Origin of the sequence: Lysobacter alkalisoli, from assembly GCF_006547045.1 — a bacterium.
GTDB lineage: Bacteria > Pseudomonadota > Gammaproteobacteria > Xanthomonadales > Xanthomonadaceae > Marilutibacter > Marilutibacter alkalisoli.
Window position 1 is genome coordinate 2,881,766 of sequence record NZ_CP041242.1, and the last position, 24,320, is coordinate 2,906,085.

The following is a 24,320-nucleotide window of genomic DNA, read 5'->3' on the forward strand; positions in this document are numbered from 1 at the left end:
CCCGCGACGGCAGGAAACCCGTTCAGTGGGCGCGCCACCCGGCGGAAGAGATCGACTCCGGAATTCGCCGTCGCATGCGATGCCGCCTACCAGGCCAGCACATAGCCGATACCGCGAACGGCGCGCAGCGGCAACTCCTCCTCGGTGAGCTTCAAGCACTTCTTGCGCAGGCGGTAGACCAGCATCTCCAACCGGTGCGGATCGAAATCGTGGATGTCCTCGACCAGCTGGGCGATCAACGCGTCGCGACGGACCGGCATGCCGGAGGCAGCCGCCAGCATCTTGATCACCTCCCGCTCGAACAGATTCAGGGTCACTTCGCCGCCACCGGGCGACCGCAGCCGCCAGCCGCCCTCGTCCAGTCGCCAGCGCCCCGGACCCGCATCGGCCTGTCCCTGGCCGGGCTGCACCCGCTTCGCCAGGTTGTGCAGGGTCATCGCCAGTTCGTCCATGTCCGCCGGCTTGGACAGGTAGGCGTCCACCCCCGCCTGCAAACCGCGCAGGCGATCCTTGCCGGAACCATAGCCGGTCAGGATGACGATCCCGATCGTCGGCGACAGGCTGCGCAGATGGCGGGCGATGGAAAGCCCGTCGTCATCGGGAAGCCCCACGTCCAGTACCACCAGGTCGTAGCTCGTCCCTGCCATGGCCCGATACAACTCGAGCGCACTGGCCATGCCGGCGACTTCGAAACCCGCGCGTGCCAGCGCCGGCAGGAGGATCTGCTCGCGCAACTCGGCGTCGTCTTCCACCACCGCGAGGGTGGGACGGATGGAGGTCTTTGGTGTACTCGAACTCATTGGCCTCTGTCTGAAACCCCGCAGGTCGCACCGCATCGCCAGCTACACGCGCCCCCTCGCGTGGAACCGGCACCGATCGCGCAGGCGCCGTGCCCGTTTCATTGTCCATTCCTGATGCTCCGGGCTTCAACATAACAAAAGGTGCAATTCATCGGCACCCGGCACCCGCGGATACGGCCCTTTCCGCACATGCCAGCCGACGGCCCCGCCCTCCCCGCCAATCTCTAAACCATCTTCCTCACGCCTGCATCCGAGTGTTTATGCTCAATGCCGTGGCCGACAGAACAACAATCGCCGAAGGCGCCCTCACGACCGCCGCGGCACCCGACACGGATGCCGAAGGCACGCTGGTGCGGGCCGCCTGCGAGGGCAATGTGCAGGCTTTCGAGGCGCTGTACCGGCGTCATGCGGCACGCGTGCATGGCGTGATCGGCCGGCTGGTCGGCCATTACGGCACCCGCGCCGAGGACCTCACCCAGGAGGCCTTCGTACGTGCCTGGCAGGCGCTGCCGGGATTCCGGTTCGAATCGGCATTCTCGACCTGGCTGCACCGGCTGGCGGTCAATACCGCGCTGATGGACTTGCGCAGTCAGCGCAGCCGGCCCCAGCACGAGGGAGACGACGGCGCCTTCGACACCCTCGGCCTGGCCGACTCGGCCGGCCATACCACCGCGCTGTCGATGGATCTGGAACGCGCGGTCGCCAGCCTGCCGCCGCGGGCCCGCGCGGTATTGGTGCTGTACGACGTCGAAGGCTGGAAGCACGAAGAGATCGCCGCCGAACTCGGCATGGCGGTCGGCAGTTCCAAGGCCCAGCTGCACCGCGCACGCAACCTGCTGCGCGACCGGCTCGGCGAAGCCGCATGGCTTGGAGAAACCCCATGACACACGATTCCGACATCCATCGCGACACGCCTTTCAGCCAGCCCGTCCCGCTGCCCGACACCCTGCGCTGGCAGTTGCGCGGCCTGCGTCAGGAACATGCCCCCGGGCGCGATCTCTGGCCCGGCATCGCCAACCGCCTGCCACCGCGTGACGCCATCGCCGCCGCTCCCCGCCGCCGCAAGCGCTGGCCGGCACCGCTGGCGATGGCGGCCAGCCTGCTGCTGGTGGTCGGCATGCTGGTCCTCGGCCGGCCCGGCTGGGACGACCTCCGATCCCCGGACAACACGGCGCCGCAGGTCGCCGACGCCGCCACAGCGCCATCGCCACTGGCACGGGAAACCGCGGGGCTGTCCGAGCAATACCAGGCCGCGTTCCGCGAGATCGGCCCCGTGCCCGACGACAACCCGATGCGGCCGGTGATCGACGAACTCGACCGCAACGCCAGCCAGATCCTCACCGCGCTGGCCGAACAACCCGATTCACGATTGCTGTTCGAACAGCTGCGACGGACCTATGCCCGCCGCCTGGCCGTCAGCCAACGCCTGATCCATGCCTGACATACAGACCCACGCAGACTTCACTCCCGAATCGGAGGCCCCCATGTTCCACGCCATCGCTCCAGCCGCCATCACTCGGCGCACCACCGCTCGCACCCTGACCCTGGCCTTTGCCCTGCTGGCTCTGCCGGCATTGGCTGCGACCCCGATCGACGAGACCCGCCCGCTGGATCCGCGTGGCCGGGTCGAGATCGACAACCTCAAGGGCAGCATCGATGTCCAGGCCTGGGATCGCAACGAGGTGAAGATCACCGGCACCCTGGGCGAGGGCGTCGAGAAACTCGACGTGTCCGGCACCCCGAGCCGCCTGAAGATCAAGGTCCAATATCCCAATCGCGGCAAAGTCGGGCTGTTCGGCGGCAGCGACCGCGCCGAGCCCAGCCAGCTGCTGCTGATGGTGCCCCTGCGGGCCGATCTCGAAATCGATTCGGTGTCCGCCGACATCAAGGTCAGCGGCGTCGCGCCGTCGGAACTGTCGATCGACACCGTGAGTGGCGACGTCGACGTCGCCGGCGCCCCGGACTCGATCGATGTCGACAGCGTCAGCGGTGACATCACCCTCGTCGTCAACAGCCGCAAGGCGGATGTGGAGACCGTCAGCGGCGACATCCGCCTGCGCGGCCGCCTCGATGGCGAGGTATCGATCGAGACCGTGTCCGGCGACGCCGAGGTTCGCGTACTCGAATCCAGCCTGCGGCGTCTGACCGGCTCGACGGTATCCGGCGACATCGATGCCAGCACCGCGCTGGCCGGCAACGGCCGGATCAAGCTGGAAACGGTCAGCGGCGACGTCGACCTGCGCATGCCGCGCAATCTGTCGGCCAGCGTGCGTGGCAAGAGCTTCAGCGGCAGCCTGCGCGCGCCCGGCGCCGACATCCTGCGCCCCAGGCACGGCCCGGGCGCCAGCTTCACCCACACCTATGGCGACGGCAGCGGCGAAATCGTCGTCGAAACCTTCTCCGGCGACTTCACCCTGCGGGTGGAGTGAATGAGGAAATGGTGGATCGTGTTGGGTGAGACGGCCTGATCGCGAACCACCGGTTCGCAGGCCGTCGAACGCCCGAGCCGCGAGGCCCGGGCCGGACCCGCGAAGCGGGCGAACCAACGATCTGCGGGTTGAGTCCGATTCGGAGACCGACTGTCTCTGGGATGGTGGGTCGTGTTGGATTCGAACCAACGACCAGCGGATTAAAAGGCATCGCCATAGTACCGCTTAGTCAACAGCTTTCCCCGAATTGAATTACGGACCTAGATCCGTGGAACCATTGCTGTGTAAGGCATGGTTGTTCTGAATTACGGAGCCCCGGCGCGTCGGCGCAGCGTCCCTGCTGACGTGGCCGCTGCCTGCCTTGGCGGCTCGTGGGCGGCCAGGACGGCCGGGGCAGCATCAGGATGGCAGTGCAGACTGGGTGCGGCAGTCGGGCAATCGCCGAGCCTCGGGTAGGAAAACCCCTACCCCTCCAACGCCGTCACCCGGGCATCAAGGGCATCATCCGCCGCTGCCTTACCCGCCATTGTGAACCACAGCAGTTCGACAGGACGCAGGCTGTAGCAGTTACCTGCGGGACGGTATTCCTGCACCACCGCACTACCCGCTTTACGGACCAAGCGCCCCTCTTCGTCGTACTCGTCTTCCCACGACTCGATGATCTCTTGCTGCTCGGGCCACTCGTCGTAGCAGATAGCTCCCCACCGGAACGGGTCGATGTCGTGCGCTTGCATGATTGCCATTACGGCTTGCACCGTCGGACCGCAATGCAGGCGGGCGTCCGGTCCCTTTTCTTGAATAGCGGAAAGCCATTGCCATACCATCGGTAGGCGAGCTATTTCTTGCGCTGCTTTGATTTCGTTTTGCGTTAGATACCTGGGTGTGGACTTCAATCTTGCATCTGACGTGTTGATAGTCGCATTAACCCCCCAGTATTCTTTGATCCTGTTGCCAGCCTTGCCAAAATCGAATGCGTTATCAGAGTTTGGGTAGAAGGCCCCCGACCAAATCATGTCACCCGTGTCTCGTCTGATTTCAAGCGGAGTGCCATTAGGTGCGCCGGCATCGGTGAAGCGCCTTATTATGAAATGCGAACCTGCATCGCTACCGGTTTCTGCTGCGTTCGTCTTTCTAACGACCCACCGAGCAACCCCCGAAGTTTCAAACGTAAGGTCGGTAAATAAACCAGCATTTGCTGAGAATAGAATGCGCGCAGTGCTGGCCCCTGCATTAATTCTAAGGTCTCGTGTAAACGTATGTTCGCCCACCCACTCCTTGGCGCCGGCAATGCCGGTCTGATCGGCCGCAGCCGCCACCACCGCATACGGCAGGCTGTTCCACGGGGTGCTCCCGTCGCCGATCTTGAGCTTGCCGGTGTCCAGCTCAAGGCCAAACTCACCCTCGAACAGCACGCCGTTCTGGGCGGTCCACTCGGCGGCCAGGCCGCGGCGCAGGACGAAGCGGTAGTCGATCGTTTCGATGGCCATCAGATGCGCCCTCCGTCGATCACGGTGGCGTCGTCGTCGGGGTTGTAGGTGGCGGCGGTGATCTGGGTCACGGGCGAAGCGTCCGGGGTGTAGGCCAGCACGTGCACGTGGCGCTGCAGGCTGTCGCCTACGCTGCTGGTGTCGTACAGCTCAATGCGCACGTTGCCGGTGAAGTCGAGTTCGACGCTGGCGGTAGTGCCCGCGATGTCGAGCTTCTCGGCGAGCACGGCGCTGGTGGCATCGTTGAGCAGGCGCAGTGCATAGCGGGTGGTGGGCTCGGGGCCGATGCCCGCGGCGGTGGTGTCGACCAGCTGGTCTGCCTGCAGCCGGCGATCGCGGTGCGCCCAGGTCACGACGAACTCGCCGGTGGCGCTGGCCGGGTAGTCGAGGCCGTCGATCTTGAAGCGACCGGGCGGGTACGGCAGGCCCTGACGGCCGGCCATGACCAGGCTGCGAGTGATGGCGGCGCTCAGTTCAAGCTGGCCGATACTGGTGCGGGTGAGCAGCTTGGCGTCGACGGTCTCGGCGACAAGGTACTCGGTGGGGTCGGCGCCGTGGTACAGGTCCGGGAACCACACCAGGGTGCCGGCGCCGTGGACGTGCGGCACGGTATCGACGCAGCCGCGCGCGAGGGTCATATCGCCGGTGCCGGCGTCGATCGCATCAACGCGGCAGTGCTCGATGCCGGCGATCACCGCCTCACTGCCGACGGTTACCAGGGACAGGTCGCGATGGTTGGCCAAGGTGATCGCAGTGGTGGTCTTGCCGATACCCACAGCCAGCTCGCCATGCGGAGTGAAGTCGCCGGTGGCGACCTCGGTGAAGTCGCCGGCTCCGGTTCGGGTGGCCAGCGTGTAGTTCTGGGCGGTGCCCAACGGGCGTGCGCCGACGCTGACCAGGTATGCGCCATCGGCAGCCACCTGCTGCAGGTCGGCCGCGCTCATGTTCCCGGCCAGGTCGCGGTAGGTGGCCTCGTACACCGCCTCTGGGTTAAGCGGATACGGCGTGCGGTCCGGCGGTGCCCACTCACTGAACACCGGGGCGATGTAGCTGGTGGCTGCCATGCCGGCGATGTCCTGCGTCAGGGTCAGCCGGATCCGCTGGTCGACGAAGGTGCCCTCGTCGACCTCCAGCACGCGCACAGGCATGCGCACGACACCCTTGCGCTGCCAGCTGATCGCCAGCACGTCGCCGCGCAGCACGCCCAGCATCGTCTTGTCGGCAATCAGGCGGACACGCTTGATCAGGGCGCTTGCAGCCGCGCACTCACGCGCGGCGACGCGGGCACACAGCTCGCGGTTCCACAGGCCCGGGAACTGCCTCTTGTCGGCAACAACGCGGCCCTGCGCCTGCACGTTGGCCAGGTTCTGGTAGGTGACCGCGATGTCCTTGCCGATCAGCGCATCATGTCCGACCACGGTGATCTCGTTGACGCCGGCATCGAGGGCACCGTCTTCCCAGCTCTCAAGCTCAACGATGTTGCTTTCGTCCAGCAGTGGCAGGGTGCCGGCGTCGTAATCGGCGCGGAACAGCTGCAACTTGATCTTGGTCGGGAAGACGCTGGTGTCCTCGGCCCACTGCCCGCCGATGTGCTCGCAGACGGTGGCAATGAAGTTGCCGGCCGGGGTGTTCCGCGACCACTTCAGGCACAGGCCAAAGCCTTCATCGAACAGCGTTTGCGCCGCAGCGGTGAAGCTGGGCACGTCGATCATGCTGGTCGGCAGGCCCATGCCCTGGTCAGTGGAGGTGAACGCGTCGTAGATGATGTGGGCCGGGTTCATGCCCTCGCCAACTTTGCACAGCGACGGCTCGAACACAGGCGTGGTCCAGCCTGCGGTCCAGCGCGACCACAGTTTCGACCACTGTTTGACGTACGGATTCATGGCGCCCACGTCGCCGTTGAACACCGTTGTGCACAGGCCACGCCCGGCCGGCCACGGTCCGGGTACCTGCTGTTGCAGGTAGGGGTGCGGCATCTGGGTCGGCTCGCCCTGGCGCACATCCAGCGTGCCGACGATGCCACCCTCCTTTTTCTCGCCGCCGAACAACATCGGCTTGTTGATGTTGATGCTGCCGCTGCCGACCAGGTTGCCCTCCCAAGCCAGCTCACCGCCAACCTTGACCGCACGCAGGGCCTCGTTACTGGTCGACTCGCCCATGTACAGACCCATCTTGTGCCAGTAACCGATGGTGGGCTTGCTGCCTTTACCCACGGGTGCGCCTCCACAGGTAATGGGCCAGCAGGCCGGCCTGCACGGCCAGCACTGCGACGGCAACGCCAGCCGCTATGGCGCGACCGCTGGCCACGCTGTGCGACAGGATCGCGCCGGTCAGACCCACGCATACTGCGAACACCAACAGCTTCAAACGATCATTCATTGGTCGTCTCCTGTTCGGCCCGTGCCAGCGACGCTGCCCGCATAGCGAACGGACCGCCGATGGCTTCGATCTGCTCCACCGGCAAGCCATCACGCAGGAATGCGCGGATGTCGATGCCGTAGCGCTGCGCCCACAGGCGAATACCCGGCGCACACGTCACGCCCTCGCCGACCAGCCGGGCGGCACGCACATGCTCGATGGTCACGATCACGCCGTTCGGACTCGCGGCCATCACTTGCCCCCGCTCGCCTTGATCGGCGGGAAGTGCCGCACGTCGCCCCACCACAATACGTTCGGGTCATCGATCCAGCAGGTGCCGTAGATCTTCGCCACCGGACGTCCCTCCTCGACGGTGGGCACGCTGTAATCCTCCAGCGCCGGCGGCTTGGCGTGCTGGGTCTTGGGCCGCATCGCGTAGCTCACCGCCAGCGAGACGACCAGCATGATGATGTAGTACCAGGTCATCGGATCCATTGCGCGCTCCTAGAACACCGGGTCCGAACCGAACGGGTTTTTTTCGGGGATCGTGTGCTGGCCGCCGTATCTGACGGCGTTGTTGAACTTCTCGTCGCATGTCTGCAGCGAGTGGTCGTCGCCGGGGAAGGCGTCTACCGCCGTGACGCCACCCGGCATCGGCGTGAGCAGGGTCAGCGTGTCGCCCGAGTGGGTCACGACAAAACGGCGCTCGGTCTCGAACGCGCTGGCCTGCCAGCGAATGAATCCGCCGTTGAACCACCCGTCTGGGAACGCGGCAAAGGCCGCCGCCTGCACGGTGACGCCGTCGACCAGGGTCAGGCTGGCCGGGACGCGGAAGTCCTCCAGCGGCACACCGCACTGCGCGCCGTACGTGGCGAACGGGCACGGCACCTGCCAGTTGCGCCGCAGGCCCATTCCATGGGCGGCGGCAATCAAGGTCTGGCAGCGGATCGTGGCCTCGAACGCCGTCTCCTTCACGTCGGCGACGATGCCGGTCCAACTGCGCTCGATGCTGCCGTCGCTGGCCTTCACGCGCTTGATAGTGACGTGGATCCGTTCCATAGGCGGGTAAGGCCGCCAGATGTCGAGGAACGGCAGCGTCACCGGTGCCTTGATCTCGCGGTTGTTCCGGTTCTCCTCGGCCGACTGCATGGTGCGGCCGGTGTCGATGGCGTATGGCAGGTAGTCCTGACCTACTGCGGTGTAGATGCGATTGCCGCTGGTGTAGCGCCAGAAGCGCGAGTTTCGGAAGAACTCGATCAGCTCCACGTGGCGTGCGAACAAGCTCATGGCGTCACGGCTCCTCCGCCGGGGCGGCGGCAAAGCGCACGCGGCACACCGACTCCCCGCGGCTGTCGGAGGTGTGTGAGTAGGTCACCCGGTCGGCCGCCAGAGTGGACAGCGACATCCAGCAGATCAGCCGCACCTGCGCAGGGTCCATCTCCACGCCCAGCGCGCTGTCGAGCAGCAGCGACTCGCGGGCGCTGTCCAGTTCGCTTGAAGCTTCGACGCGGCGGTAGAACACGCTGCCGTCGTGCAGCGCGATCCGCAGGTGGCGCCGGCCGGGTTGGCTTCGCAGCGCCAGGGCGATGCGCGCATTGGCGACGGTCAGCACTTGCGAGGACGCGCCGACAGGATCCAGCAGCTCAATGTCGTCGCTCCACGTCGGCACCCACAGCAGGTTCGACCGACCGTCCAGCCAGTACAGCAGGCTGCGGTGCGCGGCACGCTCGGCGCGGCCCCACAGCTTCCAGGCGTGCGACTGGTCTTGCCAGGCCAGGTCGGTGATGTCGTCGACGATGACCGGGCCGACCTGGGCATCGGACACGAACAGCTGCCGCGGCGTGCTCTGGGTCGGGTCCTCGGATTCCTCGATAGGCTGCTCCAGCACCGGGTGACCGAGGTAGGTTGCCGAGGGCGCGATCGCCGGCCAATCGCACGGCTCCTGCGCCTCGAACTGCACCCGGCTGACGATGACCTGGCTGGACTTGCGGCGCCAGGTAGGCGCCTGGACCATGCGCGCCACCCGGCACGGCCAGATTCGCGTGCCCACTGGCCACGGCTTCAGGGTCGGGCGCACCAAGGCCAACTCGATGGCACTGCGGGTCTCGATTTCGACCAGCTCGAAGTCCAATGCGTCGCGCCATAGCAACGCCAGGCCGCCGTCGCGATAGTCCACGCCCACGGTATCTACCGCGATCACGGTGCTGCCGGCCGGCACCGCGGTGGCCAGCACGTCGCCGTCGGTCATCACCGGCAGCACCCAGTTGCGGCCGGCCCAGTCGTAGACCAGGTTCTCGATGATGCGCCGCTCGCGGGCGCCCTCGACCAGGTCGAAGCTCCAGCCACGGCGGGGGGCGTCGCGCTTGGGCTCGCGGGTCAGGCCGCCGTCAATCGCCTGCTGCACGTCGGTCAGCCATTCCAGCGACTCGTCAACGGCGCTGCCCCAGTCCGCCGGCAACGGCCACGCCTGCAGGCGGTCGCCGGTGATGGTGACGGTGGTGTCGTCCAGGCCTGTGAAGACGTAGGTAATGGTGGCGTCGATACGCGACGGACCATCGGTCGTGACCTTGATCTCCCAGTCGAGCTGCTGAAGCGGGGCGAAGGTGATCGGCAGCATGGCCGGTGGCGTGATCTCGATGCCGTCGCCGTTGACGATGGGCGTGTCGGTGAGAGTTTGCTCGGTCAGGAAGGCGTTCCAGACCAGGATCACGCGGATCTGCTCAGTGGCCAGGTTGCCGAGGGCGATGTCGCGTGGCACGACATGGATCCGGTGGTAGAAGTCGTCGAAGTAGCTGTGCGCGATGTAACCGTCGCGCGCGACGACGTGCGATGCGACGGGGAGCGTGGGGGTGCGGGCGCCGGCGCCATACAGCAGGCCGGTGTCGGCGATGCGCACGTCCCAGTCGAGGTGCGCATGATTGATGATATTCGCGCTGCGGGGCGGCAGGTCTGCGCCGAAGTCGTCGCCGGATACCAGGTAGCCGTCACGGTCTGCCATCTATGCACCGTCGTACCGGATCGCGATCGCGAATGTGCCGCTGTGATCAGCCCCTGCGCCCAGCGTCCCTGAGCCGACGTCTCCTGTCACTGCTGCATTCCGCCTGTACACCGGATACACCTTCCACTCGTCTGCACCCAGCGGTACAACCTGTCCTGGGGTAATGAACTTGTTGCGGGTCAGTCGTGAGTGTCGGAACTCGCCGATCAGCGAAACCTTGTTTGACAACCGCGTCTGGATTACCTGCACCGGCAGCAACGGCGCTTCGCTGTTCCATTGATTGGGGGACCTGCTGTACAAGGGCACGAGGGCCCTGCTTGCGTTGACAGTGTGCGGCGAGTAGCCACCACCAACACCACCATCGGCAAAGTGACGGTCTCCGGAGCTCCAGATTGGAGCTCCGGTGCTGTCATCTAGTGCTCCGTGGATTGCATAATTAGGATGCGAGTAGGTGCTCGCGGATGTGTGGAACAAGAAAAATGGCTGCGGGCAGAACTGTGCCTCATTACCACCGCCACGATCAGCGACCCCGTCGGCACCGACGCGGCATTGATTGATCCGGGTCGTATTTGATCCAGATGACGGCCCGCGCTCGCAAATCGACGCCGCGTGCCAGTTCCCGGTGCCCGCGTTACCGCCCGCAGGGCTCTGGCCGAACGCTAGCCACTGCCAGAAGTCGGTGTTGTAGTTGACCCACAGCCAAACCTCGTCCGGATCGGTGAGCACGTGGATGTGGTACGTCACCGGCCATGACCAGTCCGGGAACGTGTTGTCTGGCGCAACTGCGCGCAGCAAGCCGAGCCATGCGCGGCGCGGGGCGGGGTCGGTCAGGTTGTTGGAGCCGTCGATGCCGTTGCCGGCACGCACTGACAGATGGCTATCGGCGGGCGCGAGGTTGAACGGCGCGGTTTCGCGCAGCACGTCGACATAGCACGTGCCTTTGTGCAGCACGGTGCCGCTGAGCGTCCAGCCGTTGGTAGTGCACGCATTGCGCAGCGCCGTCAGCAGGTCGGCGAATGAGTTGGCGCTGCCGGAGACGTAGGGCATCAGGCGAGCCTCAAGGCGAAGTAGTCGTTGAACGAGGTGCGGCCGACATCCTGGATGCACACCCAGTCATCGCCATCGGCTGAGACCGTGCTCTCGACCGTGTTGTTGAAATTGCTGACGTAGCCGATGCCGTCAAGCACGCCGTAGACGTTGGGCTCGGCGTCATTGATGCGGATCCGCATGACCGGGTACTGGTCGTTTGTGTCGCGCAGCTGCGATGTCGCACCGGCAACCCATGCGTTGTTCCACGGGTACATGTCGGGCTGTTTCCACGAGCCGTCGAACCATCGGATGCGGAAGTTCGGCCGGTTGCCCTTCCACGGCATCGACATCGCGGTGTCGCTGTAGCGCGTGAGCGCTGGGCCGTTGAGCATGCCGGCCACATACATGGGGTACGGGTACTGCGACGGCAGGGAATACGGCAGGAAGAAACCGGCGCCGCCGGAGGTGTACACCGGCGTGCCGATTTTGAGCGCCAGGTTGATGCGGCGAGCGTTGACCTGCAACCAGTAGTCGACGCGCTGGTTGTGCGCGGGGATGCCGCTCTCGATGATCCCTGGCTGCGCGGACCAAGGGTTGCCGGGCACATAGCCGGTGAATCCCGCAACGGAGATGTTGTAGTAGTCGGCGCTGACGTTGTCGTAGGTGCGAAAGCCGATGAATATTTCGTCGGTGCCGGCCAGGCCCTCGCCCTGCAGGATCAGCTCATCCTGCAGGCCGGTACCGACGGTGGGCGCCACGCCAGTGGCGTAACGCAGTGTCGTCCAGCCATTGAGCTCGGCCAGCGCCTGTATCCGCAGCAACAACTCTTTGTGCGCGATGCCGGTGGTGCCAGTCTGGTCGGTGAAGTCGATCGAAAAGGCCATGTCAGCTCCCCAGCAGCTGTCGAATCGCACCGGCATTGCGGCCGATCTTGTTGACGAACACCACGTCGCTTGACGGATCCTCCAGGTAACCGCCGACCAACTGCGCGCTGTCGATCAGGTTGACGCTGCTGACGTTGACTTGCGGGGCCGCAGGTTGTCCGCCGACAAGGCCGCCCTCGGCGAAGCTGAAACGCGGTGCACGGGGCGCCACCCGCGGCGCCGGGGCGTTGGCAAAGCGGGCGCGGCCGGCATGGATGGCACGCATGGCGTCGAGGCCGTAAGCACGGACGGTCTCCTGCGGCATCACGTACTCGCCGCGATGGACAACACCGGCGGGTGCGTACTTGCCACCGTAGCCCGTGAATCCGCCGTCGGCGAAACCGCCGGCACTGGACATGCTGTTGGCGATGAGCAGCGTTGTGGCGGCGGACTGCAATGCAGCAGCAGATGCGCCGAGGGCCGTGGCACCATTGGCGACCACGCCACCCGCCAGCGCTGTAGCGCCGGCGGCCGTGGTCAACTGGGCCGCACCCTCGCCGACGTTCTCGGCACCGCTCTTGCGTGCCAACAACTGCATCAGCTTTGCCCGGGCGATAGCGGCGAGCTGTTCAGCAGCGAAGCGCGCCAGGCCCTGGGCCATGTTGGTGAAGAACTGGCGGGCGGCGTCGGCCAGGCTGGCGGTGCCGGTGGCCAGGGATTCGAGCGCGCCGGCGAGCGAACCTTCGAACGTGTTGGCAATGGTCTGGCTCAACAGGTCGGTGGTGTTGCGCATCTGGTCCAGTTCCAGACGCATGCGCTGCACGTTGGCCAGGGCCTGCTCGTTGCCGGTGACGCGGGCCAGCTCTTCCATGCGCGGGATCAGCTGGTCGAGGGCGCCCAACTCCTGGCCGTACAGTGCGACGATCTGGCGCTGTGCCTCGGCCTGGGTGATCAGGCCGGATTGGACGTTGAGCTGGATGCGCTGCTGGGCGATCTCAATCGCGCCCATGATCCGCTGGTACTCGGCATGCAGCTGATCCAGCTCGCGGGAGGCCTCGCGCATGGTCTGCAGGCGACGGACTTCCGCCGCCTCGGCTGCGCGGCCGAGGTTCTCGTAGTCTTGGGCGAGCTTTTGCAGGCGCTTGGACTCTTCGTCCAGGTGCGGCGGCACGGGCCGCCCCTGCATGCGGGCAATCTCGAGCTGCACCTGCACGTACTCGCGGGCCATGTCGATGCGACGCTGCTCGCCGTCGACGAGCTGGGCGTAGTCCTCGAGGAGGGCCTTGGTGGCCTCGCTCGCATTCTTGAATGCGCCGTTCTCGATTTCGTAGCGGATGCGTTGGGCTTCGCTGAGCTGGGTTTCACCTTCCTCCAGCTGCTCGAGCATGTCGGCGCGGCGAACGAGGTTGTCCAGTTCGCGACGGGCGGCCTCCTCGGCCTTCTGGGCGTCGGTCTGGGTAGTGCGTTTGCTGCGCTCCTTGAACCGCTCACGGATGGATTTGAGCGCCTGGTCGAAGGCGCCGCCGCTGATGCCGCCGTCGGCGCCAAAGATCACGTCGGTGAGTAGACCGCTGTCCGGGCTGGCCTCGCGCAGTTCAGTGAACTGGCGCTTGAGGTCGGCCACGGCCGCGGCGTACTTCTCGGACTGGGTGGCGGAGTCCTTGACGGCTGAGGTGATGGCTTGCTGGGCCTTGATGCCGCGCTCTTGCACGGCTTGCTGGTCGGCCTCGGCCTTGGCGACATCGTCGAGCGCTTTCTTCTGCTGCTCCAATGCGGCCCGCCGCTCGTTCAAGCTCTTGAGAATCGTGTCGCGGTTGGCACGGATAATCAGTCCGCCGAACAGACCGCCGGGCGCCGTGAATGCCCCAAACGCATTGCGCCCCTCTGCCGTCTTGATCGCCCGCTCGACACCGCGCATCTGCGCTTCGATGTCCGTGCGGCCGACGTCCTTCATCGCTTGCCACACATCCAGCACTTCGCGCTTTACGTAGGACCACGCCCGCTCGATGGAGCCAGCGTTGTCGCGCATCTGCTGGGCGCGTTGCTCCGACGTACGCGCGAGCAGGTCCATGCTCAATCGCACGGCATCCTGTTCGCGGCCCTGGTCCACCAGCGCCTGTACCTGTTCCAGCGTGGCGACGGTGAGGAAGTGATAGCGCTGGTTCAACTCGATCAGGCCCGGAACAGGGGCCTTTGCCAACCGCAGGACTTCGTGGGTGGTCTGCTCGATGCTCTGGCCTGTCAGCTCGGACAGGTTAACCGCCGCGCTGATCATATCCTGCAGCGTGTCAGCGCTTGCCTGACCAGACTTGGCCAGCAGCACCGCAGCCTCCTGGGCCTTGCCGAACTCACCGGACACTGCGCCTACTTCGCGGGCCATGTCAGACAGGTGCCCTGCCGTGACACCTGCGATGTTGCCGGTCGAGATCAACGCCGACTCAAGGGCGCGCAACTCGGTGTAGCCCTTGAAAGCTGCTACTGCAAAGACTGCGACTGCAGCACCGGCCGCAGCAATCGGCGCCGCCATGCCGCTGAACAAAGCACCCACAACGCCAGCCCGTCCACCCAGCGACACCAGTGATGTGGTGGCGCCGCGCCACGAGCCCATGGACAGCTGCCGCAGCAACGCGGCCACTGACTGCTGGGTCTGCACGGTGTGCAGCTGCAGGCCGCGCATGGCGCGGGCCTGCTGATTGATGTTCTGGATGCCAGCGCGGCGGGCGGCAATGCCCGCCATGGCGCGGTTGTACTGCTCGCGGCTGATGCGGCCGGAGTCGACGGCCTGTTTCAGACGGACCTCGTCCTGCGCCAGCTGCTTGAGCTGCGCGCCTGCCTTGTCGTAGCGCGATACGGTGCCGTCCAGCGTCTTCTGCTGTTTGGCGGTGCTGCGCTCCAGGGTGCCCTGGGTCTTGTCGAGCTTGACCAGTGCCTGGTCGTACTCCTCAGCGGTGACCAGGCCCTTGGCCATGGCCTTGTCGAGCATGGCCTCGGTGTCGGCCAGGTCTTCCCAACTGGAAGCGCCGCGGTCCAGTCGGTCCTGCAGCTGTCCGATCAGGCCGATCTCTTCGGCGATGGCCGCTTGCGTGGCCTGGCTGGCCTGCACGTAGGCGCGCTGGGCCTGGACGTTGGCGTCGGTGCCGCCGCCGGCAACGTCGGTGGTGGCCTCGCGGGCGGTGTCGGCCAGTGCCTCCAGGTCCTTGCTGGTGGCGCGGATGGCCTTGCGCGCGGAATCGAAGTCCGCGCGCATCCGCATGTCGATGGTGAAGTCTTGACCGCCCGTTGCCACGTCAGCGTTTCCTCAGTTGCTTGATCCGGGCGATCGTTGCCCGCAGCCCTTCTTTCGAATCCACATTGCCGGCCATCAGGTCCTCGATCAGGTCGGCCCGTGCGGCGTTCCGGCTGCGCTGCAGGGCTTGGTGAAAGTGGGTCAGCTGTCGTTGGGTGTATCGGCCGAGGCGGTCGGCGTCTCCGAGTCCGGCGCCGGCGAGCTCGACGAAGATGTCGAACCAGCCAGCCGCATCCTTGTCAGCCGCCCCTGGATGACCACCGTCGCCTCGTGCAGAAAAAAATGGCCGTTCACCGCCCACCAGGTGCTGAGCAGGGCGTCTGTTTCACGCGGGCCGAGTGATTCCACCCAGGCCACATCACGCTCCACGGCCACCGCCACCGCGCGCTTCAGGTAGGCGGCGTGGCGGCCGAACAGGCTGCGGATCGCTTCCCACGCGTCGCGGAATTCGCCGCTGGTGTTGGTCAGCAGCTCAACGGCATCGTCGAGAAAGCCGCGCTGTCCGTAGACGATGTCCATAGATGTCCAGAAGTCGTACTCGTGGACGGTGATGGACTCGCCACCCAGCGTGAGGGTGATGTCGGGCTTGAGCACCTGCAGCTCGTCCGCCGTCTTGTCGACGGCGGAGGGCTTGTGGATCGGCTGGCCGATCGGGTCCGGGTTGACCTTACGCGCCATGGCTTATGCCGCGTCCGGAATCTCGAACCGGCCGAAGCCGCCGAGGGTGGGATCGGTGGCATTGTCCGAGTCGAACAGCGCGGTGCCGGACAGCGGCAGCTCGCCGAACTCCTCGTTGATCATGCCGAGGTTCTCGACCGGGTTGAACTGCACGCGGTACAGGTGGGCGCGGACGCGGGAGCCGTCGACGGTGTTGATGCCGTCCATGTACAGGTAGCGCTCCGGCGGCTGGGCCGTGAACAGCGGCAGGCTGGTGAAGGCGTCGTGGTCGTAGTCCGCGACCAGCGGCTGCACGAAGCTGCCCAGGTCGAGGATCTCGATCACGCTGCCGTTGGCATCGTCGCGGCGGTAGTGCGTGCCGGCGGTCAGGGCCGCGGCCATGTCGTCCTCGATGCTGAGGTTGGTGACATTGGCACCGTTCTGCAGGGCGACGCGATCGCCGACGACCAGTCCGGACGGCAGCACCTCTCCCGCCACGCTGCCGGCGGTGACGTTCTGCGGCGTGGAGTACAGGCCCAGCTGCACGTTGTACGGGTTGAAGTAGCGCAACACGAGATTGAGCTCGACCGTGGTGGAGGTGCGCAGGCGAGCCGACTGCAGGCGGTTGCCCGAGAAGGTCTCGGTGCGGTCGACGTTCTCGGTGTTGAGGTTGATCTCGCACGAGGACTGGTCGCCCACCCAGGTGAGCGCGCCGGGCTGCCCGCTCGGCAGCTTGGTGCCGAGGTAGATCCGGCCCTGGAAGCTGAAGTCTTTCATGGTGGTGTCTCCGGTGTGGTGCCGGCACGCCGGCGGGTTGGACGGGGTTATCGGTGATTGCGCAGGTAGCTGCCGATCTGCCGCTCGACATCGGCGCGCAGCAGGTTGCGGGAGTAGTCGAGCAGGCGTTCCGGCCGGCGGCCCTTGGCGAGCATCTGGGCGACGGTGGAGCGGTAGAGGACGTCAAGCGGCTGGTCCATGCGCTCGCGTTGCTTGCCCTTGCGGTCGGTATAGGTGCGCTTCCATGTCTTGGCGCCCGGGATGCGCTGCACGGCGTGCAGGTTCCCGGACTTCATGCGGGCGATGAAGGCGTGTGCCTCGAGTTGACGCCGGCCGCGGTACACGCTGTAGGTCACGCCCTTGCGGGTCTGCCTGCCGCTGAAGTTGAGCAGGCCGATGCCGCGCTTCCACTGTCCGGTCAGGCGGACACCGGTGAGCCGGGCCGAGCCCTCGCCACGCACGACGGTGGCGCGCATGTGGTTGCGCACGCGGGTGGCGGTGATGTTGTACTCGGCCTGGATGTCGCGGCGCGCCTCCACGGACAGGCGCCGGGCCAGGGTCTGGATGGCACGCTCCTGGAACCACGGGATACGGTTGCCCAGCAGTTCCATGTCACGGCCGAACGCCGCGGTGCCGTCGATGTCGAACGAGACACCCGTGGTGCGGCCGTGGCGCTCGCGCAGGACCCTAGCCATTGCGGGTGTACCCCGTGGTCCACTGGATCTCGGCGGCGACCACCGGCATGCCCTCGGGACGATCGAGGAAGACCGTCTCTTCGTACTGCACGGGCAGCGCGTCGGGCATCTGGTGGTACTCGGACAGGCGGCGGTCGACGTCGTCCTCGGCCAGCAGCACGCGGGCCATGGAATCGGTGAAGCTGGCCGGGACCTCGATCTCGATCACGCCGCGCAGGGCGCGCCCGCGCGACGGTCGCTGCTGGCCGCGCTCGGTGCGCAGCTTGTTGACCACCGCCACGGTGCAACGCTGGGCCGTGGGGATGCCGGTCTCGGTGCGCTCGGTGCGCACGTTGAGGCCGAGGTCGGTGTGGTAGCCGTTGGCGGTGGTGATGCCGCGCAGGGCATCGGCCAGCGCTTCCAGAATGGCCTGGGTGGGCGCGTCAGCCATGCAGCACCCCCACGGACTCCAGGCCATCGTCATCGGCCTGCGTCTCGACGGTCTTGCTGTGCGTGCCGAGGCGGTCGGTCCAGGCAACCACATCGCCCTGCTGCAACGTCCACTGGCCGATCATGCAGCGCACCTTGTCGATGCGGCCGATTACCTGCCCGTACTCGCCCAGGCGCTCCTGGTCGCGATCGACGATGATGCGCACCGGCTCCGGAGCGGCAGCGCCGCGCTGCACGGTGCCGTCCACGCCGAAGGTGTCGTAGATGTCGACCAGGGCATCGGCTGCGAAGTCGTCGTCGAAGCTCACGGCGACTCCCCCAATTCCCTGATCTGCGTCATGCGTGCATTGCATTCGTCGCGGTCGGCCTTTCGGGCATTCGCCAGGCGCACCGCTTCGGAAACGGTGTTGTTCCGCTTCGCGGTATCGCCGCACGGCCTGGTCAGATCCGCCGGCAGCGGGACGTAACGCTCCACGACGACCTCGACAATCTCGGGCGGCTTGATGTCCGGGCATGTGCCCCGACAAGCGGCCAGCACCAGCAGCAGCAATGTCAATGCAAGGCAACGCATAGCTGCTCCTCCAGTTGGGCCCTGCAGTCGGGGTCGCGCTTGGCACGTTCCAGCTCGCGCTCAATCTCGGCCAGGGTCTGCTCGTGCTTGCGCGCGGCCACACGTGCGTGATCCGCGGCTTGTTCGGCTTTGCGCTTCCAGTCGGATGCCGCGGCCCGCGCCTCTGCGGCCCGCCGGCTGATCTCCTGAAGGGTCGTGCGCATGACGTTCACGGAAGCTTGGGCGCGCCCGGCGGCCTCGGCTGACCGCGCCGCAGCCACCGCGTTACTGGCCTTGCCGTGGCGGCACCCAGTCACGAATCCACCCAGGACCAGCGTGGCGCTGATCGCCAGGCCGACCAGGTAGATGTACGGGCGCAATGGGTCACGCATCGATGTTCTTCTGCTTGAAGCTGGTCGCAAACGGCACCAGCATGTGCGAGCCCAGCGCCAGCGTGCCCAGGACGATCAGCGCCCAGTCCGGGAATGCGGCCTGCACACGCGCGGGCATGGCGGCATAGGTGCCCAGGCCTGTGATGGCCGACACCCCGACGATCGACAGCCAGGTCGATATCCGGCGCATCACGGCATGGAAGTCGAACCGCTTGGCGTTCACCGCAGCCCCCGCGTCTGTCGAAGTTCTTTGAGGTCTTCCTCGTGCCGATCGCTCCGCACCTTGAGCTCGGTCACCTGTCGTCGCAGATCCGGAACGTCCGACAGCTGCAATGACAGGTTCGCCAACTGGGTACTCAGGACCTTCTGCTGTGTGGATACCTCGGTGATTGACTCCTTCACCGCCGAGGTCGCCTCCTGCTGCGTGTCCTGCTGAGCGATCACCCGGTTGAAGATCCAGGCAAACGACGCGATGCACGCAGCGGCGACCAGACCGGCAACCCAGATCTCGACCTTCCCCAGCCGGAAATGCATGCGTCCGTCGGCGTGCTGTTCCAGGTCCATCGTCATCTGCTCCCCCTGTCGAGCGTGGTCATTGCGGTCCGGTAGTTGCGGCTCCACTTGGCACGCAGCGAGGCACGCTTGGTCGAGGTGCCGCGGGTGTACGCGCCGGGGCGCCAGTTGCGCAGGTAGTAGTCCCAGCCTCCGGCCTCGTCACCCAGAGCGGGCAGCGGTGCGGCGTCGGTCCACAGCAGCAGGCGCGCGCAGACAACGGACAGCGCGTCGTTGCTGGCCAACGCTTGCCAGATCTTCAGCGCATCGAACGGCACGCGCAGGGTGTTGCAGGCGCGCTGCAGGTGCGGGCGGCTGGCCGGGTGAAGGTAGATTCCCCACACGCCACCGCGGCTGGCATAGGTGCCGCGCTCGAACTGCGCCAGGCCCCGCGCGGGTCCCTTGACCTCGGGCCGCTTGAGGTCGACCACTTGCCAGCGGTACGCCAGCATGTCGTCGCGCCCGACCTCTTGCAGCATGATCGTGAGGATCAGCCCAACTGCCTTGGCGCTGTCCATCTTTTGCGGCAACAGCGCCAGCGCCGGCCGGATGATCTGGCACACCGCGGCGCTGGGCGTGATGGGCAGCGGCAGCACTGTCGCGCCCGCCATCACTCGACCTCCAGGCGAACGAGCACCCCACCCACTGCCGGGACGAGTCGGCAGTGGGCGGGGGTCGCCCCATGGAAGCGATGGCGGGCTGCATCAATCACGATCAGCCGCCACCACCGCCAGCAGCGCCAGTGCCCGGGGTGAGCTTGACGCGGAGGGTCGTGACGCCGACTCCAGCCGGATCGACCGCAACACCGAAGCCGACCAGGTCGCCGCCACTGGCGACCACTTCGCCACCCGTGCCGTCCCAGTCGACCATGTCGCCGCCACTGATATCAGCGGCAGTGGCCTTGGGCAGTTCGACAACACCCTCGACGACGCTGGCGACGGGATCGCCCGAGGCGGCGTCGGTGACGGGAATGGCCAACAGCACGCCGTAGATGAACGGCACGCCCGAGGTGACGGCAGCCGGCGCGATCACGGTGATCGTGTTGCCCGGCGAGTTGAAGTTCTTCATGACAGCTTCTCCAGTGAGAGGTGTTTTCCAGGGCGCGGCGGGGGCCGCGCGCCCGGGAGGTCACGCGCCGGTTACGCGCCCGCGTTCTTGAACAGGCCACGCCAGTCGATGGCCTTGGCGCCGAACACGTGGCGGCACTTCACCTCGACGCCATCGACGTTGAAGCCGTCGCGGGTCTCGGTGAACACGCCCTCGTGCCCCTCGAGGTAGGCGTACTCGATGGTGTCGATGGTCGTGGGCTCGGCAGCGCCGAAGAACGCGGTGTCGCTCGCGTCTTCCAGACGCGGCTCGCTGATCGCGGTAAGCGACGGACCGAACACGTTGATGTCCTGCCCCTTGTTCGGCTGGTAGTTGCCGCTGGTCAACTGCAGGGCGACCTTTTCCAGCGACGGCGGCACGATCAGGAACTTCGGCCGGACGGTGATGTAGCGGCCTTCGATGCCCTTCTGCAGGGTCATCATCTTGCGCATCTCGGCGATGGGATCGGGCGCGGTCGCATCCAGCGCGTCGGCCAGTGCAGCCGGCGTGCCCAGGTTGCCGTGGTCGGCGTGGAACAGCGCCGTGCCGTCGGCCATGTTCGGATTGCCGGTGAGGATGGCGTAGACGATGTCGCTTTCCAGCTCGGCGGCGCTGGCACCGAAGGACTGCGGGATGCGGGTCAGCGCATCGAGGTCGTCGTTGATGATCGCCTCCCAGGTGATCGCGACGATGCGGCCGTACTTCTGCACGGCGTACTTCTCGGCGCCGTCACCGATGGTGCCGTACTCGTATTCGGCGCCTTCGACCACGCGCAGCAAGTTGGGCGCACCGCCCAGCTGCACGCGGCTGATCTGCTTGAAGTCCGGCAGGGTCGCCTGGCGCGAGAACGGGGTGAACGTGCGGCCGGCGGCCTGGTAGCCGGCACGCAGGCTCTTGGTGACCACGTTCTCCAGGATGGCCGGGAAGTCGCTGGTGGACTGCAGGGCCTTGATGGCGACCTCGCGCTTGCTCATGCCGCGGGTCTTGGTACCTGCCCGCTCGACGGAATCGCGCGCCATGTCGGCGAGGTCGAAGCCGGCGAACTGTCGCCCCTTGTCATCCATCTTGTGGGCGGACGGGTTGGCGCGATGCAGCAGTGCGGTGACGCCGCCCTCGATGTAGGTGTCAGTCTCGTCGCGGACGATCTCGGCGCGCTCGCCGCGGGCGCCGGTCGGCGTGGTGTCCTTGCCCAGCAGGGCCAGGAGCTTGGCACCGGCCTGTTCGACGGTGACATCGTCATCGTCCAGGCACTCGTCCAGCAAGGCGATGACGTCCGCCTGGTCGAGGTCGGCGCGGTTCTGGAACGGCGCAAACGCGCCACGGATGGCCTGGCGACGGGCAGCCAGCGCTTTCTTCTGCTCTTCGGTGAGGTTCATGACAGTGCTCTCTTCGGTGGAGGTACCGGCATCCGCCGGCGGAGTGGGCTCGGCGCTGGGCGCCGGCGGATTCAGTTCGGCCAGGGCATCGACGACGGCTTGCCGCACGTCGCTGGCGTCGACCTTGACGGTCACTGCGTTGCGGGGTGTCGGCGCGGCGCCCGAAGTCCTCGCCCCGCCACGCAGTGCTGCGGCCACGGCCATGCCGGCATAGTTGGACGGCACGCCGCGGGCGGTGATGCGTTCCAGCAGGGAGCGGGCGAAAGCGCGGGCGTTCTCGTCGGGTTCCCCGGCGGCTTCGTCTTCGGGCTCGCTGACGGCATCGGCGAAGCCCTCGGCGACGGCTTCCTCGCCGGTGTAGTAGTGGTCTTCTCCGTCCTTCAGCAAGGAGAGGATGTCGGCACGGTCCTTGCCGGACTTCGACACATAGGCGTCGGCCATGGCATCGGAGAAGGTGTCCAGCACGTCGGCGTACTGGCGCATTTCCTTGGCGTTGCCGTACAAGCCACCCCAGGGCGCATGGATCATCAGGATCGAGGCGGCCGGCATGTGCACGGTGTCGCCGACCATTGCGATCAGCGATGCCGCCGACATGGCGACGCCGTCGACGGTGACGGCCTTGGTCGCTTTGTGCCGGTTGAGCGCGTTGTAGATGGCCAAGCCATCGGCGACGCTGCCGCCGTAGCTGTTGATGCGCACGTTGATGGTGGCGACGGTGTCGTCGAGCGCGTTGAGCTGTTCGACCACCGACTTGGCGGTGACCGACTCGCTCCACCAGCTGTCGCCGATATCGCCGTAGATGAGCAACTCGTAGGTGTCGGCGGCGCCGGACACCTGGGACAGCTTCATCATCGGCTCGATGTGCGGGCGGTCCTGCGGCTTGTGCGACGCGGCCTGCACGCTGGCGTTGAGCGCGGCGACCACCGCGGCGGTGAGCGGGTTGATGGTTGTGGTGGTCATGCGGACAGGTCTCCGGTGTTGCGCACTGCGCGCAGGTGAGCAGCGCGCTGGCGCGGCTGGCGGCGCGGTGGCGTGCGGGTGTCTTCGTCGTCGGGGTTGTTGTCGTCGGCGCCATCGCCGGTCAGGCTGTCCAGCGAGAAGCCCAGTTCGTCGGCCAGATCGCGCTCGCGGGCGATCTCTTCGAACGTGTCCTGCACCCGGCCGCCACGCTCGGCGATGGCCTGGGTGCGGGACATGACGCGCGCGTCGAACAGTTCGCGCAGGCCCCGCGCTTCACGCTGCGGATCGATCCACGGCATCTTCGGGCCGCGGAAAATGGCCTGCGCCACGCTCTCCGGCCTGATGTGCGACGGCACCACCAGCTGGCCGGAGGCGATGGCCATGGTGACGAAGCGCTCCCACACCGGCTGGACGAAACGCGCGACGAAGGTCTGCGTCATCATCCGGTAGCCGTCGTAGGCTTCGACCAGTTCCTGCCGCTGGGCGGAGTAGGTGCCGTCGTAGTCGCCGGACAGGCTGGAGTAGCTGAGGCCGATGGCGCGCGATACGGCGCGCATCATCGCGGTGCGGAACTGCTCGAGGACGGTGTTCGGCCGCTCCGGGTTGATCATCTCGATCGACTCGCCCGGCAGCGTCTCTGTGAAGATGGCGCCGGCTTCCAGCAGGAAGTCGCGATCCTTCGGCTGTCCGTTGTCGTCGACCGCCGGCGCGAAGCCCTCCATGTCCTTGTCGCGCTTGATGTAGGCGGCGATGCGCGCGGCAATGCGTGCGGCGATGCGCTCGCTCTCTTCGTAATCCTTGATGTCGATCAGCCGGTCGATCGCACTGGCGAACAGGCTGATGCCGCGCAGGCCGGACAGGCGGCGCCGCACGGCGACGTGCAGCATGCGCTCGGCCGGGACACGCTTCATGTCGGCCAGCGAGGTCCAGCCGCCTTTGCCGGGGTGCTGCTTGTAGGCGTGGTAGGCCAGCGGCTGGCCCCACTCGTTGCGCTCGATGCCGGCCTCGATGTTGCGAGCCTCGTCCTCGAAGTCCAGCGGCACCACGTCCGCTTCGAGTAGCTCGATCGACAGCGGCACGCGGGAGGCGTGGCGGATGGGGGCGCGCGGGCCTTCGACCATCTGCGCGAAGAACTCGCCATCGCGCAGCCACGAACGGCAGGCCAGCTCCTGCGCCTGCACCCAGTTGAGGGTGCGGGTAACCTCGGGCGACTTGCTCCACTCCCGCCACAGGTCCAGAAGCTGGCGGGCAAAGTCGTCGTCGATGCTGTCGTACTTATCGCCCGGCGTGTTGAGCCGGGGCATCGGCTCGATGCTGATGCCGCTGGGGCCGATGATGTTGCGGACCAGGGTGGACAATGCTCCGTCGACCAGGTCGTAGTTGCGCTCCAGGTCACGGACGGTGGCGCGGACGGTGGCCGCGTCTCGGACGACCTGGCGCTCGCCGGTGCTGTTGTCGCGGGACTTCTTGCGGCGGCGGGTGCTGCGGCCGCCCTCGTACAGCGACAAGACGCTGCGCGCCCACATGCGCCTGGCCGCATAGCGCGGCGCGAAGACCGCGAACCCGCGGTCGAGGATATTCATGCGAACGGCAGAG

Annotated in this window: 27 protein-coding genes; 3 read left to right on the forward strand and 24 right to left on the reverse strand. The window is 66.5% G+C overall.

Going from position 1 to position 24,320, the window contains the following annotated elements; genetic code table 11:
- Positions 1-86: 86 nt before the first annotated feature.
- A complete protein-coding gene (locus FKV23_RS12630; RefSeq protein ID WP_167285214.1) occupies positions 87-800 on the reverse strand; it encodes a response regulator transcription factor in 714 nt (237 codons plus the stop codon).
- A gap of 260 nt (positions 801-1,060) precedes the next feature.
- On the opposite strand from FKV23_RS12630, the gene FKV23_RS12635 reads away from it, so the two are divergent.
- From FKV23_RS12635 to FKV23_RS12645, 3 genes are read left to right on the forward strand one after another with little or no spacing between them, the layout of a single operon-like run.
- A complete protein-coding gene (locus FKV23_RS12635; RefSeq protein WP_141624164.1) occupies positions 1,061-1,684 on the forward strand; it encodes an RNA polymerase sigma factor in 624 nt (207 codons plus the stop codon).
- Positions 1,681-2,241: a hypothetical protein gene (locus FKV23_RS12640; protein ID WP_141624165.1), complete on the forward strand. Its 561-nt coding sequence runs from the start codon at positions 1,681-1,683 to the stop codon at positions 2,239-2,241. The genes FKV23_RS12635 and FKV23_RS12640 overlap by 4 nt, the downstream gene beginning before the upstream one ends.
- A gap of 43 nt (positions 2,242-2,284) precedes the next feature.
- Complete coding sequence (locus tag FKV23_RS12645; protein ID WP_167285215.1) at positions 2,285-3,229, forward strand: DUF4097 family beta strand repeat-containing protein; 945 nt, start codon at positions 2,285-2,287, stop codon at positions 3,227-3,229.
- 464 nt (positions 3,230-3,693) lie between these two features.
- Here FKV23_RS12645 and FKV23_RS12650 read toward each other — a convergent pair whose 3' ends face one another.
- The 23 genes from FKV23_RS12650 to FKV23_RS12755 form a co-directional block, all read right to left on the reverse strand.
- Entirely contained in the window at positions 3,694-4,716 is a 1,023-nt protein-coding gene (locus FKV23_RS12650; RefSeq protein WP_141624167.1) for a tail fiber domain-containing protein, read from the reverse strand.
- The gene (locus FKV23_RS12655; protein WP_141624168.1) at positions 4,716-6,929 is read right to left on the reverse strand and encodes a hypothetical protein; all 2,214 of its coding nucleotides are present in this window, start codon (positions 6,927-6,929) and stop codon (positions 4,716-4,718) included. The genes FKV23_RS12650 and FKV23_RS12655 overlap by 1 nt, the downstream gene beginning before the upstream one ends.
- Entirely contained in the window at positions 6,922-7,095 is a 174-nt protein-coding gene (locus FKV23_RS17265; RefSeq protein ID WP_167285216.1) for a hypothetical protein, read from the reverse strand. Before FKV23_RS17265 ends, FKV23_RS12655 begins: the two co-directional genes overlap by 8 nt.
- Positions 7,088-7,327, reverse strand: a complete 240-nt coding sequence (locus tag FKV23_RS12660) for a hypothetical protein (RefSeq protein ID WP_141624169.1) — start codon at positions 7,325-7,327, stop codon at positions 7,088-7,090. Before FKV23_RS12660 ends, FKV23_RS17265 begins: the two co-directional genes overlap by 8 nt.
- Entirely contained in the window at positions 7,327-7,569 is a 243-nt protein-coding gene (locus FKV23_RS12665; protein ID WP_141624170.1) for a hypothetical protein, read from the reverse strand. The genes FKV23_RS12660 and FKV23_RS12665 overlap by 1 nt, the downstream gene beginning before the upstream one ends.
- A 9-nt stretch (positions 7,570-7,578) precedes the next feature.
- Positions 7,579-8,361, reverse strand: coding sequence for a phage BR0599 family protein (locus tag FKV23_RS12670; RefSeq protein ID WP_141624171.1), 783 nt, complete (start codon positions 8,359-8,361; stop codon positions 7,579-7,581).
- A 4-nt stretch (positions 8,362-8,365) separates the two neighbouring features.
- The gene (locus tag FKV23_RS12675) at positions 8,366-10,072 is read right to left on the reverse strand and encodes a hypothetical protein (protein ID WP_141624172.1); all 1,707 of its coding nucleotides are present in this window, start codon (positions 10,070-10,072) and stop codon (positions 8,366-8,368) included.
- Entirely contained in the window at positions 10,073-11,119 is a 1,047-nt protein-coding gene (locus tag FKV23_RS12680; protein WP_141624173.1) for a hypothetical protein, read from the reverse strand.
- Positions 11,119-11,985 carry a hypothetical protein gene (locus tag FKV23_RS12685; RefSeq protein WP_141624174.1) on the reverse strand — a complete coding sequence of 289 codons (867 nt, stop codon included), beginning with the start codon at positions 11,983-11,985 and terminating at the stop codon, positions 11,119-11,121. The genes FKV23_RS12680 and FKV23_RS12685 overlap by 1 nt, the downstream gene beginning before the upstream one ends.
- A 1-nt stretch (position 11,986) precedes the next feature.
- Positions 11,987-15,250: a phage tail length tape measure family protein gene (locus FKV23_RS12690; RefSeq protein ID WP_141624175.1), complete on the reverse strand. Its 3,264-nt coding sequence runs from the start codon at positions 15,248-15,250 to the stop codon at positions 11,987-11,989.
- 141 nt (positions 15,251-15,391) lie between these two features.
- Positions 15,392-15,928: a DUF6631 family protein gene (locus FKV23_RS12695; protein WP_141624176.1), complete on the reverse strand. Its 537-nt coding sequence runs from the start codon at positions 15,926-15,928 to the stop codon at positions 15,392-15,394.
- Positions 15,929-15,931: 3 nt separating this feature from the next.
- Complete coding sequence (locus FKV23_RS12700; protein ID WP_141624177.1) at positions 15,932-16,684, reverse strand: phage tail tube protein; 753 nt, start codon at positions 16,682-16,684, stop codon at positions 15,932-15,934.
- Positions 16,685-16,731: 47 nt separating this feature from the next.
- Complete coding sequence (locus FKV23_RS12705) at positions 16,732-17,379, reverse strand: hypothetical protein (protein WP_141624178.1); 648 nt, start codon at positions 17,377-17,379, stop codon at positions 16,732-16,734.
- Complete coding sequence (locus FKV23_RS12710; RefSeq protein ID WP_141624179.1) at positions 17,372-17,809, reverse strand: hypothetical protein; 438 nt, start codon at positions 17,807-17,809, stop codon at positions 17,372-17,374. The genes FKV23_RS12705 and FKV23_RS12710 overlap by 8 nt, the downstream gene beginning before the upstream one ends.
- Positions 17,802-18,116, reverse strand: coding sequence for a hypothetical protein (locus FKV23_RS12715; RefSeq protein WP_141624180.1), 315 nt, complete (start codon positions 18,114-18,116; stop codon positions 17,802-17,804). Before FKV23_RS12715 ends, FKV23_RS12710 begins: the two co-directional genes overlap by 8 nt.
- Positions 18,113-18,358 carry an Rz1-like lysis system protein LysC gene (lysC, locus tag FKV23_RS12720; RefSeq protein WP_167285217.1) on the reverse strand — a complete coding sequence of 82 codons (246 nt, stop codon included), beginning with the start codon at positions 18,356-18,358 and terminating at the stop codon, positions 18,113-18,115. The genes FKV23_RS12715 and lysC overlap by 4 nt, the downstream gene beginning before the upstream one ends.
- A gap of 2 nt (positions 18,359-18,360) precedes the next feature.
- Positions 18,361-18,750, reverse strand: coding sequence for a hypothetical protein (locus FKV23_RS12725; protein ID WP_141624182.1), 390 nt, complete (start codon positions 18,748-18,750; stop codon positions 18,361-18,363).
- The gene (locus FKV23_RS12730; RefSeq protein WP_141624183.1) at positions 18,743-18,973 is read right to left on the reverse strand and encodes a hypothetical protein; all 231 of its coding nucleotides are present in this window, start codon (positions 18,971-18,973) and stop codon (positions 18,743-18,745) included. Before FKV23_RS12730 ends, FKV23_RS12725 begins: the two co-directional genes overlap by 8 nt.
- On the reverse strand, positions 18,970-19,314 hold the full coding sequence (locus FKV23_RS12735; protein WP_141624184.1) for a hypothetical protein: 345 nt from the start codon (positions 19,312-19,314) through the stop codon (positions 18,970-18,972). Before FKV23_RS12735 ends, FKV23_RS12730 begins: the two co-directional genes overlap by 4 nt.
- A 2-nt stretch (positions 19,315-19,316) precedes the next feature.
- The gene (locus tag FKV23_RS12740) at positions 19,317-19,913 is read right to left on the reverse strand and encodes a hypothetical protein (protein ID WP_141624185.1); all 597 of its coding nucleotides are present in this window, start codon (positions 19,911-19,913) and stop codon (positions 19,317-19,319) included.
- A gap of 103 nt (positions 19,914-20,016) precedes the next feature.
- The gene (locus FKV23_RS12745; RefSeq protein ID WP_141624186.1) at positions 20,017-20,370 is read right to left on the reverse strand and encodes a DUF2190 family protein; all 354 of its coding nucleotides are present in this window, start codon (positions 20,368-20,370) and stop codon (positions 20,017-20,019) included.
- A gap of 71 nt (positions 20,371-20,441) precedes the next feature.
- Entirely contained in the window at positions 20,442-22,724 is a 2,283-nt protein-coding gene (locus FKV23_RS12750; RefSeq protein ID WP_141624187.1) for a ClpP-like prohead protease/major capsid protein fusion protein, read from the reverse strand.
- Positions 22,721-24,307 carry a phage portal protein gene (locus tag FKV23_RS12755; protein WP_167285220.1) on the reverse strand — a complete coding sequence of 529 codons (1,587 nt, stop codon included), beginning with the start codon at positions 24,305-24,307 and terminating at the stop codon, positions 22,721-22,723. The genes FKV23_RS12750 and FKV23_RS12755 overlap by 4 nt, the downstream gene beginning before the upstream one ends.
- Positions 24,308-24,320 lie beyond the last annotated feature (13 nt).

Excerpts from the sequence above, each read along its gene's own strand:
- FKV23_RS12630 (WP_167285214.1), bottom strand. The coding sequence starts at position 800 with ATGAGTTCGAGTACACCAAAGACCTCCATCCGTCCCACCCTCGCGGTG.
- FKV23_RS12635 (WP_141624164.1), top strand. The coding sequence starts at position 1,061 with ATGCTCAATGCCGTGGCCGACAGAACAACAATCGCCGAAGGCGCCCTC.
- FKV23_RS12640 (WP_141624165.1), top strand. The coding sequence starts at position 1,681 with ATGACACACGATTCCGACATCCATCGCGACACGCCTTTCAGCCAGCCC.
- FKV23_RS12645 (WP_167285215.1), top strand. The coding sequence starts at position 2,285 with ATGTTCCACGCCATCGCTCCAGCCGCCATCACTCGGCGCACCACCGCT.
- FKV23_RS12650 (WP_141624167.1), bottom strand. The coding sequence starts at position 4,716 with ATGGCCATCGAAACGATCGACTACCGCTTCGTCCTGCGCCGCGGCCTG.
- FKV23_RS17265 (WP_167285216.1), bottom strand. The coding sequence starts at position 7,095 with ATGAATGATCGTTTGAAGCTGTTGGTGTTCGCAGTATGCGTGGGTCTG.
- FKV23_RS12660 (WP_141624169.1), bottom strand. The coding sequence starts at position 7,327 with ATGGCCGCGAGTCCGAACGGCGTGATCGTGACCATCGAGCATGTGCGT.
- FKV23_RS12665 (WP_141624170.1), bottom strand. The coding sequence starts at position 7,569 with ATGGATCCGATGACCTGGTACTACATCATCATGCTGGTCGTCTCGCTG.
- FKV23_RS12670 (WP_141624171.1), bottom strand. The coding sequence starts at position 8,361 with ATGAGCTTGTTCGCACGCCACGTGGAGCTGATCGAGTTCTTCCGAAAC.
- FKV23_RS12675 (WP_141624172.1), bottom strand. The coding sequence starts at position 10,072 with ATGGCAGACCGTGACGGCTACCTGGTATCCGGCGACGACTTCGGCGCA.
- FKV23_RS12680 (WP_141624173.1), bottom strand. The coding sequence starts at position 11,119 with ATGCCCTACGTCTCCGGCAGCGCCAACTCATTCGCCGACCTGCTGACG.
- FKV23_RS12685 (WP_141624174.1), bottom strand. The coding sequence starts at position 11,985 with ATGGCCTTTTCGATCGACTTCACCGACCAGACTGGCACCACCGGCATC.
- FKV23_RS12695 (WP_141624176.1), bottom strand. The coding sequence starts at position 15,928 with ATGGCGCGTAAGGTCAACCCGGACCCGATCGGCCAGCCGATCCACAAG.
- FKV23_RS12700 (WP_141624177.1), bottom strand. The coding sequence starts at position 16,684 with ATGAAAGACTTCAGCTTCCAGGGCCGGATCTACCTCGGCACCAAGCTG.
- FKV23_RS12705 (WP_141624178.1), bottom strand. The coding sequence starts at position 17,379 with ATGGCTAGGGTCCTGCGCGAGCGCCACGGCCGCACCACGGGTGTCTCG.
- FKV23_RS12710 (WP_141624179.1), bottom strand. The coding sequence starts at position 17,809 with ATGGCTGACGCGCCCACCCAGGCCATTCTGGAAGCGCTGGCCGATGCC.
- FKV23_RS12725 (WP_141624182.1), bottom strand. The coding sequence starts at position 18,750 with ATGCGTGACCCATTGCGCCCGTACATCTACCTGGTCGGCCTGGCGATC.
- FKV23_RS12735 (WP_141624184.1), bottom strand. The coding sequence starts at position 19,314 with ATGGACCTGGAACAGCACGCCGACGGACGCATGCATTTCCGGCTGGGG.
- FKV23_RS12740 (WP_141624185.1), bottom strand. The coding sequence starts at position 19,913 with ATGGCGGGCGCGACAGTGCTGCCGCTGCCCATCACGCCCAGCGCCGCG.
- FKV23_RS12745 (WP_141624186.1), bottom strand. The coding sequence starts at position 20,370 with ATGAAGAACTTCAACTCGCCGGGCAACACGATCACCGTGATCGCGCCG.
- FKV23_RS12750 (WP_141624187.1), bottom strand. The coding sequence starts at position 22,724 with ATGACCACCACAACCATCAACCCGCTCACCGCCGCGGTGGTCGCCGCG.
- FKV23_RS12755 (WP_167285220.1), bottom strand. The coding sequence starts at position 24,307 with ATGAATATCCTCGACCGCGGGTTCGCGGTCTTCGCGCCGCGCTATGCG.